We start from the raw sequence: 13,671 nt of genomic DNA, 5'->3' as shown, positions 1-13,671 counted from the left end.
CCAATAAATTCACAGCTTTTTCATCCGATATCTGCTATAATGTACGGATAGTGGTCATAGCAAAAGAAACGGAGGCGAAAACCATGGGTTTAGGGACATGGGAATCGTATCTGGCAAATCATATCGAGGGCTTCTTCAACAAGAAGTTCAGCAGCAGCCTTGAGGCTGTTGAGCTCATGAACGGCCTTGAGCGTGAGGTCAAGCGCCAGTCCTCTGGCAAGAGGCGGCAGGATATCGACACGGCATTCATCTTCTCGCTGAATCCGGAGGACTACCACCGCCTCTGTGCGCGGCGCGTCATCGAGGACCTCAGGACGATGGCAGCGCGCCAGATCATCCTGCAGGACTGCGCGGCGGACGGTGTCATCACCGTGCGCATGGAGCAGAGCGGCAAGCTGAGTCGCGGTGTCTACAAGCTGCGCTGCGGGCGCTCCGACGAGGTGGAGGACATCTCGGCCAACACGCTCGTCCTCCAGAAGCGGCCGTCGCTTGACGGCCGCGTACCGCTCAACCTGCCGGCCTTCCACGCGATGGCTTCGCTGACTGTCGTCGAGGGTCCCGATCTCGATGCCTACCTCGAGATCGGGGAGAAGCAGGTCTACATCGGCCGGCGTGACAAGAACGAGTTCATCCTGACAGACACCAATGCCTCGCGGCTCCACGCCTGGATCTCGTACGAGCACCATCGCCACGAGCTCTACGATGCACAGAGCACGAATGGCACGTTCGTCAACGGGCGGCGCATCGATTCCTGCCGCCTGCAGCATGGGGACAAGATACGGATCGGCATGACGGTCCTGCGATATGAGGTGATATAATTGGCGGTGACAGCCGTTTTTCTCAAAGGCATCCGCGTGGTGCTCGAATATGGCATGCTCCTTTGGCTCCTGTGGTTCACGGTGACGCTCTCAAGGCGCCTCTTCGGGGCGGTGCGCAAGCAGTCAGCGGCCATACGCAGGCCGGAGACGAAGCCGCAGGAGGCCGTCGTTTCTGTGCTGGAGGCGCCGGAGCCGGAACTCGCGGGCAAGCGCTTTGCATTCGGCGAACAGCTCATGGTGGGGCGCGGCCGCGACAACCACATCGTGATACCCGAGGGCTATGTCTCGCATCATCATGCGCAGATCTATCGCCATGGCAATCAGTACGTCATCGAAGATCTCGGCAGCATCAACCATACGTATGTGAACGGTCAAATCCTGGAGGGCAGGGCGTACCTTCGCCCTGGTGACAAGATCCGCATCGGGCTCGTCACCCTTCGGTTCGAGAGGTGAGAATTTTGAGTAAGGTTTATGAAGCGACCGATGTCGGCTGTGTGCGGCCGATCAATGAGGACAGCGCTGCGGTATTCGACCCGGAGGTCTACGTCGTGGCAGACGGCATGGGCGGCCATGCGGCCGGAGAAGTCGCGAGCCACATCCTCGTCAAGGCAGTGCGGGACGATCTCGCTGACTGCGGATCGATTGAGGAGCAGGCGCTCTGCCGCGCCATCCACCGCGCCAACCGCGAGATCCTCGCCACGGTGGCAGAGAATCCTGACTGCCAGGGCATGGGGACGACGGCGACGCTGCTGCACACGGAGCAGGGGCTGGCCTTCTGGGCCCATGTCGGGGACAGCCGCCTCTACCTCCTGCGCGACGGTGTGCTGCATCAGGTCACGCGCGACCATTCGTATGTCGAGGACCTCGTCGAGCACGGCGAGCTCACGGAGGCAGAGGCGCGCATCCATCCGCAGAAGAACATGCTGACGCGCGCCGTCGGCGTCGCGGAAGCGCTCGAGGTGGACAGCGGCCGCTTTGACGTCCGGACGGGGGATATCCTGCTCCTGGCGACAGACGGCCTCATGAACATGGTCCGAGAGGAAGAGATCGCATCCATCCTGCAGCAGGGGCAGCAGGACCCCGCCAGGGCCCTCATCGAGGCGGCACTGCGCTCGGGCGGGCGCGACAATGTCACGGCAGTCGTGGTGGTGTACGGCGTATGAAGAACTGGAGTCTTCTCTTACCGCCGTTCGGCATCCTGATTTCCGGACTCGCTGTGCTCTACCTCAAGGCGCATCCGCAGCCGGGCGTCGTCCACACGCAGGACCTCCTGGGCATCGCGTACCTGCCGTGGCTCGCAGCCGTCATCGTCGCGGCCGTCATCCTGCAGGGCGTCCTCGTGCGCCGGCACATGGACACGTGCCTCTTTCCGCTCGTCATGCTGCTCGCGAGTGTCGGCGTCGTCGAGATCGCCCGCCTAAAGCCCGCGTTGCTCATACCGCAGTTGCGCTGGCTGCTCATCGCGATGGTCCTGATGTTCCTCGTCATCCGCTTCTGGAGCCGCATCGTCAGGCTCGTCGACTACCCGTACATCACGGGGATCTGCTGCGTCGTCGTGCTCTTCCTGCCCATTCTCTTTGGCACAGAGATCGGCGGCAGCCGCAACTGGCTCGTGCTCGGGCCGTTTTCGGTGCAACCGTCGGAATTCGGCAAGATCCTCATCGTCCTGTTCCTCGCGGCGTACCTCTCGGATCACCGCAAGGTCCTATCCCTGCCGAAGCGCCGCCTGCTCTTCCTGCAGTTGCCGCCGCTGCGCTTCATCGCGCCGCTCATCTGCATCTGGAGCATCGCGGTGCTGATGTTCGTCGTGGAGAAGGACCTCGGCTCGGCACTGCTCTTCTTCGGCATTGCCGTACTCATGACGTACATGGCGACGGGGAGCAAGTCCTATGTCTTCTTGGCGTTGCTCTTCATGGGCCTTGCCGCGACCATCTGCTACATGGGCTTTGCCCACGTGCGCGTGCGCTTCGACATCTGGCTCAACCCCTGGCAGGACCCCAACGGCATGGCCTATCAGGTCGTCCAGTCGCTCTTCGCCTTCGGTACGGGCGGTGTCTGGGGCACGGGCTTCGGCTACGGTCACCCGGGCTTCATCCCCGAGGTACACACGGACTTCATCTTCGCCGCTATCGCGGAGGAGATGGGCCTCATCGCCTCGCTGATGCTCATGGCCTGTTATGTCATGGCCTTCTGGCGCGGCATCTGCATCGCGCTCTCGTGCCCGCAGGAGAAAGAGCTGCTGCTCGCGGCCGGATGCAGTGCGCTGCTCCTCATGCAGGCCTTCATCATCATTGCCGGCGTGACGAAATTCCTGCCGCTGACGGGCATCACGCTGCCGTTCATCAGCTACGGCGGCAGCTCGATGGTGTCGGGCTTCATCTTGCTCGGCATGCTCCTGTCTCTGTCAAAGGAGAGGAAAAATGTCTGATTGGAAAATCAAGCGGCAGGTCCTCAGGGCGGCATCTTTTGCGATGGTCCTGTTCGGACTGCTGGCTGTCTATATCATCTACCTGTCGACTTGGGAGGCGGACGACCTCGCCAAGAACCCGCTCAACATGAGGCGTGCGGCGGCTCGGGCCGACATCCAGCGCGGCTCCATCCTCGCGGCCGACGGCCAGATCCTGGCCGAGACGCGCCAGGACGGCAGCCGCGTCTACCCGTTCGGCACGACCATGGCTGCCGTCACGGGCTACAACGGCGAGAACATCGGCAGCGCCGGCATCGAGGGTCACGCCAACCAGGCGTTGCTCGGCCTGACGGCCGATATGAGCCGCCTCGGCCCGCTCTCGCAGCTCCTGCAGTCGGAGCGCGGCAATGACGTCAAGCTGACCATCGAGCCGTCCGCCCAGAAGGCAGCCGCCGCAGCTCTCGGCAAGCGCCGCGGCGCCGTCGTCGCGCTCGACGCGCGGACGGGAGCCGTGCTTGCGATGGTGAGCTCGCCCTCGTATGACCCGAATGACATCGAGTCGAACTGGAAGGCGCTCTCGGGGCAGGAGGACAGCCCGCTCCTCAACCGCGCCGTCCAGGGGCTCTACCCGCCGGGCTCGACCATCAAGGCGATGATTGCCGATGCGGCGCTGACGGACGGCGTGACGAACACGTCGGAGGTCTTTGATTGCGACGGCGTGCTCGACGTCGGTGGCGGCCACACGATACGCGAGAGCCATGGCGAAGTCCACGGCCGCGTCGACCTCAGGCAGGCCGTCACGGAGTCGTGCAACATCACCTTCGGCACGCTCGGCATGCGCATGGGTGACGAGAAGCTCAAGAAAGCCTTCTCGCGCTTCGGTTTTGACCGCGAGATCGGCGACGAGATCCTCATGACGAAGTCGCATTTCCCCGACTTCGGCACGCTCTCCAAGGGCGATCAAGCGCAGACGGCCATCGGCCAGAGCGCCCTGCTCGTCACGCCGATGCACATGGCATTGCTCGCTGACGCCTTCGCCAATGGCGGCAAGATCATGAAGCCGTACCTCGTGCAGGACGTCATCACGCCGGGCGGCACAGTCGTCTACAAGGCACAGCCCTCGCGCTGGCTGACGGCCACGACGCCAGAAATGGCGGCTCTCATCGACAGCTATATGGAAGATGTCGTGACGAAGGGCACGGGCACGGCGGCCAGGGTGCAGGGCGTCCGCGTGACGGGCAAGACCGGCACGGCCGAGAATCCAGCGGGCAAGGATCACGCCTGGTTCATCGGTTCGGCCGAGCTGCCGGAGCGCAAGATCGTCTTCGCCATCATCGTAGAGAACGGCGGTGGCGGCGGTATCGAGGCCGCACCAATCGCGAAACAAATGATAGAGAGTCTGATGTAACTTTATTCCTGGTATAGTAGGGGGAACGGATATGGTACAGCGTATCTTAGATCAGCGCTATGAACTCGAGGAGCTGATCGGCGGAGGCGGCATGGCCGATGTCTACAGGGCAAAGGATCGCCTGCTCAACCGGCCTGTGGCCGTCAAGATCCTGCATGAGGCATTCAAGCAGGACAAGGAATTCATCGATAAATTCCAGCGTGAAGCCCAGGCGGCAGCACGTCTTTCGCATCCGAATATCGTCAATATCTACGATGTCGGCGTGGCCGATGGCGACCATTACATCGTCATGGAATACGTGCCGGGCCGTACCCTCAAGGATCGCATCCGCCAGGAAGGCCATCTTTCCGTCAGCGAGTCCCTGCGGGTCGCACGAGAGATCGCAGAGGCACTCGCCCACGCGCATGCCAACAACCTCGTGCACTGCGACATCAAGCCGCACAACATCCTCATGATGGCCGACGGCCACGCCAAGGTAGCTGACTTCGGCATCGCGCGCGCCGTCACCGAGTCCACGATGACGTACAGCGGCAATGTCATCGGCTCGGTGCATTACTTCTCGCCCGAGCAGGCCAAGGGCACGATGATCACGCCGAAGTCGGATGTCTACTCTCTAGGCGTCGTGCTCTACGAGATGCTGACCGGCAAGCTGCCGTTCACCGGGGAAAACCCCGTCAGCATTGCCGTCAAGCACCTGCAGGAAGAGCCTGTGCCAGTGCGCCAGATCGACCCCGCCATCCCGCCAGTCGTCGAGGCCATCGTCTCGAAGGCGATGAGCAAGGATCCGGCCATGCGCCCGACGAGCGCAGAGCTCGTGCAGGACATCAGCCAGGCGGAGCGCATGCTCATGGCAGGGACTCCGCAGACTCCTGCCATGATGGCGCAGGACCCTGACGCGACGCAGGTCTTGCCGCGCGTCCAGCCTGTGCAGCAGTCCATCCCGCCGCGCCGTGCGCCGCAGAATGAGGTGTACGAACAGGATGAACCCGAGCAGGAGAAGTCCATCTTCAAGTCGAAGAAATTCATAGCAGGACTGCTCGTCGTCCTCTTAGCCGGCTTCTTCATCGGCGCCTTCATGAGCTACGGCAAGTTCTGGAGCACGGCAGAAGTCACGGTCCCAGATGTCACGGGCAAGCAGATGACACTCGCGCGCCAGATCCTCGAGGACAAGAAGCTGCGCGTCAACGTAGCGGAGACGTACAACGCTGACGTGCCAGCCGGACAGGTCGTCTCGCAGAATCCGACGGCTGGCTCCAAGGTCAAGGAGCAGCGCCTCGTCACGATCTACGTCAGCAAGGGCGGCGAAGAGATCGAGATGCCGGACCTCACGGGCCTCTCAAAGTCAGATGCAGAGGCACAGCTCAAGAAGATGGGCCTGAAGCTCGGCTCCGTTTACGAGAAGTACTCGAATGAAGAGGCGGGCACTGTCATCAAGCAGGACCCGAAGGCCGGCACGAAGATCAGCCGCGGTCAGACGGTTGACATTACAGTCAGCAAGGGCAAGCAGAGCCACAAGGTCAGCGTGCCGGATGTGACGGGTGTCTCGCTCGACGCAGCGAAGGCCGCTCTGCAGAGCCGCGGCCTCAGAGTCGGCAGCGTCTCGAAGCAGGAGAGCCGCCAGGCAGCGGGCACGGTCATCAGCCAGTCGCCGGCAAGTGGTGAGGTAGAAGAGGGCTCGAGCATCAGCCTCGTCATCGCAGAGCCAGTCAAGCAGCAGGTCCAGAAAACGGACAAGAAAGATCCGGAGAAGAACAGCAACAGCGAGGCGAAAGTGCCCTCCAAACAGAATGAGAATGGCAAAGAGCGGTGACAAGCCGCCTTTGCCTGTGTACAGAGAGTAGGAGGCTTTATGCTAGAAGGTCGCGTCATCAAGGCCTACAACAGTTTTTTCTATGTCATGACAGAGGCGGGGCTCGTGAGCTGCAAGCTCCGCGGCAGGTTCAAGAAGCGGCGTCAGAGCGCCGGAGTCGTGCCGGGCGACCGCGTCGTCATTGACCAGCTGCCCGACGGCACGGGCGTCATCGAGCAGCAGCTGCCGCGCGAGAACCTGCTGCGCCGCCCGGCGGTGGCCAATCTCACGCAGGTCGTCCTGACGTTTGCGGCGGCAGAGCCCGATCTCCATCCGCTGCTCCTGAATCGCTTCCTCGTGCTCGCGGAGTGGTCGGGCATCCCGAAGATCGTCATCTGCGTCAACAAGATGGACCTCCATGAAGGTCCCTGGCAGGATTTCCTGCACGATTACGAGGCAATCGGCTATCCCGTCGTGCGCGTCTCTGCCCATGAGGGGCGGGGAATCGAAGCGCTGCGCAGCCGCCTCAGCGGCGAAGTCTCCGTCTTTGCCGGGCCATCCGGCGTCGGCAAGTCCTCGCTGCTCAACGAGATCGATTCGTCGCTGACGCTCGCGACAGGTCATGTCAGCGAGAAGATCAAGCGCGGCCGCCACACGACGCGTGTCGCGGAGCTCCTTCCCTACGAAGGCGGCTACATCGTCGATACGCCGGGCTTCAGCGCCATGGAGATGACCGAGCTTTCAGTCACGGACCTGCCGCATTATTTCCCGGAATTCCGCAACTACGAGGGCACCTGCCGCTTCTCGCCCTGCAGCCACACGCACGAGCCGGGCTGTGCCGTCAAGGCGGCCGTCGAAGAAGGGCGTATCGCGCGAGAGCGCTACGATGCCTACGAACAGATACTCCAAGAAGTCAAGGAAGCACAGATGCTTGCCAGAAAGAAGGAATACAAATGATCAAGATTGCACCGTCCATCCTTTCCGCCGACTTTGCCCACCTGGCCGATGAGGTCAAGCGCGTCCAGGATGCTGGCGCGGATTACATCCACATCGATGTCATGGACGGCACATACGTGCCGAACATCACGCTGGGCTCGCCTGTCGTCAAGAGCCTGCGCAAATCATCGGATGCCGTCTTTGACGTGCACCTGATGGTCGAGCATCCCGAGACGCAGATCGAGGCCTTTGCTGAGGCCGGTGCCGACATCATCACCTTCCACGTCGAGGCGGCTAAGCACAGCCACCGCATCGTGCAGCAGATCAAGGCTGCCGGGTGCAAGGCGGGCATCGCGTTGAATCCGGGCACGAGCCTCGCGATGATTGAGGAGCTTCTGCAGGATCTCGACATGGTCCTCATCATGACGGTCAACCCGGGCTTCGGCGGCCAGAAGTTCATCGAGTCGCAGCTCGACAAGATCCACATGCTGCGTCACACGATCCAGGACATGGGCTTTGAGTGTGACATCGAGGTAGATGGCGGCATCAATGAGGAGACGAGCTTGCTCGTCCGCCAGGCCGGCGCCAATGTGCTCGTGGCCGGTTCGGCCATCTACGGTGCAGAGGATGTCGCAGAAGCCATCAAGAAGATCCGCGGCTGACAGCCGCTCTAAATAGAGGGAGTAATCATCATGGAAAAAGCAGTCGTTTTACTTTCGGGCGGCCTCGACAGCTGCACGTGCATGGCCGTGGCCAAGAGCAAGGGGTATGACGTATACCCGATCAGCTTCAACTACCACCAGCGCCACAGCATCGAGCTTGAGGGCGCCAAGAAGATTGCCGCGTACTACGGTGTCAAGAAGCATCTGATCATCGAGACGAACATGGAGGCCATCGGCGGCTCCGCGCTGACAGACGAGAAGATCGAGGTGCCGGAAGGCGATGTCAATCGCCACTCGGTGCCGCCGACGTACGTGCCGGCGCGCAACCTGATCTTCCTCTCGTACGCGATGGGCTACGCGGAGGTGCTCGGTGCGACGCACGTCTACATCGGCGTCAACTCCGTCGACTACTCGGGCTACCCGGACTGCCGCCCGGAGTTCATCCAGAAGTTCCAGGCGCTCGCCAACTACGCGACGACGGCGACGGCCGTCGAGGGCAGGAAGATCACGATTGAGACGCCGCTGCAGGACCTCTCGAAGAAGGACATCGTCTTGCTCGGTACGAAGCTCGGCGCGCCGTTCCAGTTCACGCACAGCTGCTACAAGGGCGGCGAGAAGGCCTGCGGCATCTGCGACAGCTGCAAGCTGCGCCTGCGCGGTTTCGCTGAGGCGGGTGTCGAAGATCCCATCGACTACGAGACGAGGGAAATCTGATGCGCGACGTACAGAACCAGGCAGATGCGCGCGGCATTGCCATCCAGCGCGTCGGCATTAAGGATGCGCAGCTGCCTTTCCTGATCAAGACAAAGGACGGCGGCTTCCAGCAGGTCCTTGCGCGCATCCTCTTCACGGTCGCGCTACCGATGGAGTACAAGGGTACGCACATGAGCCGCTTCCTCGAGATTCTCATGCCGTGGAGCAAGAAGCCGCTGGCAGAGCCGGAAATGGAGGCCATGCTCGAAGAGGCGCTCGAGCGCCTCGACGCGCAGTCAGCTGAAGTCGAGCTCTCCTTCAAGTACTTCATCGACAAGGAGGCGCCCGTCAGCGGCCGCAAGTCCGTCCTGGACCTCGACTGCTTCTTCCGCGGCACGAAGGCACGCAGGGAGACGATGGCGTTCACGCTCGGCGTCGACGTTCCCTTCACCTCGCTCTGCCCGTGCAGCAAGGAGATCTCAAAGTACGGCGCGCACAACCAGCGCTCCGTCTGCCGCACGGCCGTGCGCTTCCAGGAGGACACGGAGTGCATCTTCATCGAAGACCTCGCCGCGCTCATCGAGAAGCAGGGCTCTTCGCCCATCTATCCGCTCCTGAAGCGCGAGGATGAGAAGTACGTGACGGAAGCTGCCTACGAGAATCCCAAGTTCGTCGAGGACATCCTGCGCGACACGGTGCTCGCCCTGCGCAGTCTGCCGGGCATCGCCTGGTTCTCGATCGAATGTGAGAATTACGAGTCCATCCACAACCACAATGCGTTTGCGGCTCATGAAGAAACGGTCGTCTGAAGAGAAGGCGGCACGACAGCTGGATTGGAGTTTTCATGAATAAGTTTTACAAGCGATTCCTGATATTGATCGTCCTGGTGCTCGTGATTTCCGGGACCGTCATCTACACGACGGTGGACATCAACACGCTTAAAAACCTGACTCAGTTCAAGACGTGGTCGATTGCGCTGGCTATCTTTGCCGTGTCACTCGGGCTCTTCTTTGACGGCAGCCGACTCATGCATCTCGTCAAGATATCGGACGAGAAGATCACGCTGTATCAGGCCGTGCAGGTCATCTTCGGCAATTACTTCCTCGCGCTCCTGACGCCGGGGGCGACGGGCGGCGCGGTGGCGCAGCTGATGTTCCTGCGCCATGCCGGCGTGCCGACAGGCAAGGCAGCCGTGCTCGTCATCGTGCGCACGCTGCTCTCCATCCTGTTCCTCGTCCTCTGCATGCCGTTCATCTTCATGCACGATGCGGGCATCGTGCCGGGCATCTCGAACGACACGCTCATGGCCATCACGCTGACGGCCTTCGTCGTCATCATCGCCATCGTCGTGGGCGCAAGGCGCGGCTATCTCGATTACCTCGTCGTCCGCATCGCCCGCCACACGAAGAAGGAGCGGCGCTGCAAGATCATCGCCTTCTACCGCGATACGAAGAGCGCCATCGCGCTGCTCGCGGCCTCGCCGAAGGCCATGCTGCTCGTCTTTGCGGAGTCGGGGCTCAACCTGCTCTGCATCTACGCCATCGTGCCGTGCCTGCTCCTGGGCCTCGGCGTCACGGATGCCGACTGGTACAGCGTCATGGGACGCATGATCTTCCTGAACATGCTGCTCTACTTCACGCCGACGCCGGGCGGTTCGGGCATCGCTGAGGGCGGCTTCGTGTTGCTGTTCAGCGACACAGTGCCTGCGGGCACAGTCGGCATCATCGCGGTCTGCTGGCGCCTGATTGCGGAGTACATCCCGTTCCTCATCGGACTCTACTACACGCTGACGGTATTCGGGCGCGACTTCCTCAACCGTCAGCTGCGCTGAGGTGACTGTCATGAAGAACGGCTATACGACAGGCGCCTGTGCGGCGGCCGGCGTCAAGGCGGCACTGCTCTTCGAAGCAGGGAGACCCTGGCAGACAGTCCATCTCACGGCGCTCGACGGCACAGAGCTGACGATTCCCGTCAAGGCAGTCACGCAGACGGAGGGTGGCATCTGTGCAGAGGTCGTCAAGTTCTCGGGCGATGACCCCGACATCACGGACGGCGTTTCCGTCTTTACGACGGTCCGTCACGAGGACGGAGGTGCGATGACGTTCGCCGCAGGCGAGGGCATCGGCACGGTGACAAAGCCGGGCCTCTCGGTCCCCGTCGGCCAGCCGTCCATCAATCCCGGGCCGCGCGAGCTCATGCGCCGCGCGGCCTCTGATGTTCTCGGCACGAGCGACGGCCTGCATGTCACCATTGCAATCCCGGCGGGGAAAGGATTGGCCGAGAAGACGCTGAACCCCGTGCTCGGCGTCAAGGGAGGCATCTCTGTCATCGGCACGACGGGTGTCCTGCGGCCCATGTCAGAAGAGGGTTTCAAGAACTCGCTCGTGCCGCAGATCGATGTCGCGCGCGCGGCTGGGGCAGAGGAGCTCATCTTCGTGCCCGGCAAGATCGGCGAGAACTTGGCGAAGGCATGGGGCCTGCCGCAGGATCGGCTCGTGCAGACGAGCAACTTCATCGGCTTCATGCTCGAGAGGGCTGCGGAGCGCGGGATTGCCCGCGTCATGCTCTTTGGACATATCGGCAAGCTCAGCAAGGTGGCAGCGGGCGTCTTCTACACACACAACCGCATCGCAGATGCGCGCCTCGAGACGATTGCCGCCTATGCGGCAGCCGCGGGGCTGAGCACCGAAGGCGCGCGCCGCGTGCTCGCGAGCAATACGACGGAGGACGCCCTGACTGTCCTGCGCGAAGCGGGACTCGAGCAGGCAGTCTGCCGTGCCATCGCGGAGCGCGCCTCGGTGCGCGCCGAGCGCTACCTATTCGGCAAGATGAAGGTGGGCGTCGCCATGGTGACACTGCAGGGCAGGCTGCTCGGCATGGATGAGACGGCGCGCGAGATCGGGGAGAAGTATCACTGGCATATCAGCAAATAGGAGCAGGAGAGAAACATGAATGAGATTATCGTGGCCGGCATCGGCCCGGGCCATCCCGACTACATACTGCCGGCGGCGGCACGTGCCATCCGCGAGGCGAAGGTCCTTGTGGGCGGCCGTCGCGCGCTCGCGCAGTTCGCGCGGCCGCGGGGCGAAGGCCAGCTGACGATGGCCGTGACGGGCGACATCGATTCTGTCATGCAGTTCATCCGCGAGAAGCTGGAGCTGTCATCCGTCGTGGTGATGGTTTCGGGTGACCCGGGCTACTTCTCGCTGCTCGACGCGCTGCGCCGCCATTTCCCGCCCGCGTGCCTCCGCGTGATACCGGGACTCAGCGCCATGCAGCTGGCCTTTGCGCGGCTTGCCCTGCCGTGGCATGAGGCGCGCCTGCTGTCGTTCCACGGCAGGAAGCCCGCGGCAGAGCGCCTCGCCTATCATCCCGGCAGTGTGCTCGGCATGCTGACCGACAGGACATTCACATCGAAGACCATACCGGCTGTGCTGCTCGCGCACGGCTGGCCGCCAGAGACGCGCCTCTTCATCTGTGCGCGTCTTTCTTATGAGGACGAGCAGATCGTGGCGACGCGATTGTCCGAGGCGCAGGAGCTGCCTGAGCTGGGCGGCGTCATCCTGATCGCGGTGGACGAGACGGAAAAGAAAGAGAGGGACTGCAAATGAAGCTGGGACTGCCGGATGCGGCATTCGTCCGCGGCAAGGTGCCGATGACGAAGCAGGAGATCCGCATCCTGACGCTCGTCAAGGCGCAGATCGGGCCGCGCGATATCGTCTACGACATCGGCGCGGGGACGGGCTCGCTCTCCATCGAGGCGGCGCGTCTCGCGCCAGAGGGCCATGTCTATGCTGTCGAGCGCAAAGAAGAAGCCATCCGCCTCATTGAGGCGAATGGCGAGCGCTTCGGCCTCGAGAATCTATCCGTCATTGAGGCGGAGGCACCAGCTGGCCTCGAGAACTTGCCGCTGGCCGACGCCGTGCTGATCGGCGGTAGCGGCGGCCATCTCGCATCGATACTCGACTGTGTGACAGGGAAAATGCGCGAGGGCGGCCGCCTCGTACTCAACTGCATCACTGTGCAGACATTGGCGGCGGCGCTCGACTACCTCCATGCGCATGAGGCGGTCTACCGCTACGAGGCCGTCCAGGTGCAGGTCAGCCGCCTGCGCCGTGTGGGACCCTACGACATGGCCGATGCACAGAATCCCGTCTACATCATTACCTGCACGAAGGAGGTTTGATTCATGGTACACATCGTTGGAGCCGGTCCGGGCGACCCGGAGCTCATCACAGTCAAGGGCAGGCGCTATCTCGAAGAAGCGGACGTCGTCATCTACGCGGGCTCGCTCGTCAACCCGGCGCTATTAGGTGTCTGCCGCGAGGACGCCGTCATCTACAATTCGGCGAAGATGACGCTCGAGGAAGTCCTCACGGTCATCGAGGAGGCCGAGGCGGCAGGCAAGATGACGGTGCGCCTGCACACGGGCGATCCCGCCATCTACGGGGCCATCCAGGAGCAGATGGATGCGATGGCGAAGAAAGGCATCGCTTACGACGTCGTGCCGGGTGTCAGCTCGTTCCTTGCCTCGGCCGCTGCTCTGCGCCAGGAGTACACGCTACCCGGCATTTCGCAGACGGTCATCATCACGCGTCAGGCCGGGCGCACGCCTGTGCCGGAGCGCGAGCAGCTGCGCGCACTCGCCGCGCATCAGGCGACGATGTGCATCTTCCTCTCTATCACGATGCTCGAGACGGTCATCGCTGAACTGATGGCGGGCGGCTACGCGGCGGACACGCCAATCGCCATCGTGCAGAAGGCGTCGTGGCCTGAGCAGAAGATCGTGCGCGGTACGCTCGCGACGATTGCAGAGCAGGCAGCTGAGGCCAAGATTGACCGCACGGCGATGATCGTTGTCAGCCGTTGCCTCGGCGCGGACTACGAGCTCTCGCGCCTCTACGCGCCGGAGTTCTCGCACATGTTCCGCAAGGCGAGCCGATGAGGACGGCCGTCTT

15 protein-coding genes are annotated in these 13,671 nt (G+C 62.5%); all 15 read left to right on the top strand.

Going from position 1 to position 13,671, the window contains the following annotated elements; translation table 11 throughout:
* The first annotated feature begins 83 nt into the window (after positions 1-83).
* The 15 genes from B2X55_RS03955 to cobM are packed head-to-tail and all read left to right on the top strand — an operon-like array spanning position 84 to position 13,658.
* Entirely contained in the window at positions 84-818 is a 735-nt protein-coding gene (locus B2X55_RS03955; protein WP_270528091.1) for an FhaA domain-containing protein, read from the top strand.
* On the top strand, positions 819-1,271 hold the full coding sequence (locus B2X55_RS03950) for an FHA domain-containing protein (RefSeq protein WP_148485450.1): 453 nt from the start codon (positions 819-821) through the stop codon (positions 1,269-1,271).
* A gap of 5 nt (positions 1,272-1,276) precedes the next feature.
* Positions 1,277-1,981: a Stp1/IreP family PP2C-type Ser/Thr phosphatase gene (locus B2X55_RS03945; RefSeq protein WP_036378035.1), complete on the top strand. Its 705-nt coding sequence runs from the start codon at positions 1,277-1,279 to the stop codon at positions 1,979-1,981.
* Entirely contained in the window at positions 1,978-3,246 is a 1,269-nt protein-coding gene (locus tag B2X55_RS03940) for an FtsW/RodA/SpoVE family cell cycle protein (protein ID WP_036378031.1), read from the top strand. The genes B2X55_RS03945 and B2X55_RS03940 overlap by 4 nt, the downstream gene beginning before the upstream one ends.
* Positions 3,239-4,633, top strand: a complete 1,395-nt coding sequence (locus B2X55_RS03935) for a peptidoglycan D,D-transpeptidase FtsI family protein (protein WP_270528094.1) — start codon at positions 3,239-3,241, stop codon at positions 4,631-4,633. Before B2X55_RS03940 ends, B2X55_RS03935 begins: the two co-directional genes overlap by 8 nt.
* Positions 4,634-4,664: 31 nt before the next feature.
* The gene (gene pknB / locus B2X55_RS03930) at positions 4,665-6,443 is read left to right on the top strand and encodes a Stk1 family PASTA domain-containing Ser/Thr kinase (RefSeq protein ID WP_286820975.1); all 1,779 of its coding nucleotides are present in this window, start codon (positions 4,665-4,667) and stop codon (positions 6,441-6,443) included.
* Positions 6,444-6,482: 39 nt separating this feature from the next.
* Positions 6,483-7,379: a ribosome small subunit-dependent GTPase A gene (rsgA, locus tag B2X55_RS03925; RefSeq protein WP_286820974.1), complete on the top strand. Its 897-nt coding sequence runs from the start codon at positions 6,483-6,485 to the stop codon at positions 7,377-7,379.
* On the top strand, positions 7,376-8,020 hold the full coding sequence (rpe, locus tag B2X55_RS03920) for a ribulose-phosphate 3-epimerase (RefSeq protein WP_036378015.1): 645 nt from the start codon (positions 7,376-7,378) through the stop codon (positions 8,018-8,020). The genes rsgA and rpe overlap by 4 nt, the downstream gene beginning before the upstream one ends.
* A gap of 30 nt (positions 8,021-8,050) precedes the next feature.
* Positions 8,051-8,734, top strand: a complete 684-nt coding sequence (queC, locus tag B2X55_RS03915; protein WP_036378010.1) for a 7-cyano-7-deazaguanine synthase QueC — start codon at positions 8,051-8,053, stop codon at positions 8,732-8,734.
* Positions 8,734-9,522 carry a GTP cyclohydrolase FolE2 gene (gene folE2, locus B2X55_RS03910; protein WP_286820973.1) on the top strand — a complete coding sequence of 263 codons (789 nt, stop codon included), beginning with the start codon at positions 8,734-8,736 and terminating at the stop codon, positions 9,520-9,522. Before queC ends, folE2 begins: the two co-directional genes overlap by 1 nt.
* Positions 9,523-9,557: 35 nt before the next feature.
* Positions 9,558-10,544 carry a lysylphosphatidylglycerol synthase transmembrane domain-containing protein gene (locus tag B2X55_RS03905; protein WP_036378004.1) on the top strand — a complete coding sequence of 329 codons (987 nt, stop codon included), beginning with the start codon at positions 9,558-9,560 and terminating at the stop codon, positions 10,542-10,544.
* Between the two features lie 10 nt (positions 10,545-10,554).
* A complete protein-coding gene (gene cbiD, locus B2X55_RS03900) occupies positions 10,555-11,646 on the top strand; it encodes a cobalt-precorrin-5B (C(1))-methyltransferase CbiD (protein WP_270528098.1) in 1,092 nt (363 codons plus the stop codon).
* Between the two features lie 15 nt (positions 11,647-11,661).
* On the top strand, positions 11,662-12,324 hold the full coding sequence (gene cbiE / locus B2X55_RS03895; RefSeq protein ID WP_286820971.1) for a precorrin-6y C5,15-methyltransferase (decarboxylating) subunit CbiE: 663 nt from the start codon (positions 11,662-11,664) through the stop codon (positions 12,322-12,324).
* Positions 12,321-12,899, top strand: a complete 579-nt coding sequence (cbiT, locus tag B2X55_RS03890) for a precorrin-6Y C5,15-methyltransferase (decarboxylating) subunit CbiT (protein WP_286820970.1) — start codon at positions 12,321-12,323, stop codon at positions 12,897-12,899. The genes cbiE and cbiT overlap by 4 nt, the downstream gene beginning before the upstream one ends.
* Before the next feature lie 3 nt (positions 12,900-12,902).
* Positions 12,903-13,658, top strand: coding sequence for a precorrin-4 C(11)-methyltransferase (gene cobM / locus B2X55_RS03885; protein WP_279181839.1), 756 nt, complete (start codon positions 12,903-12,905; stop codon positions 13,656-13,658).
* Positions 13,659-13,671 lie beyond the last annotated feature (13 nt).

It is taken from the genome of Mitsuokella sp. UBA4253 (assembly GCF_002395285.1).
Classification (GTDB): domain Bacteria; phylum Bacillota; class Negativicutes; order Selenomonadales; family Selenomonadaceae; genus Mitsuokella; species Mitsuokella jalaludinii.
Note: the sequence above shows the minus strand (reverse complement) of the source record. Positions and strands in the feature narration are given on the sequence as shown.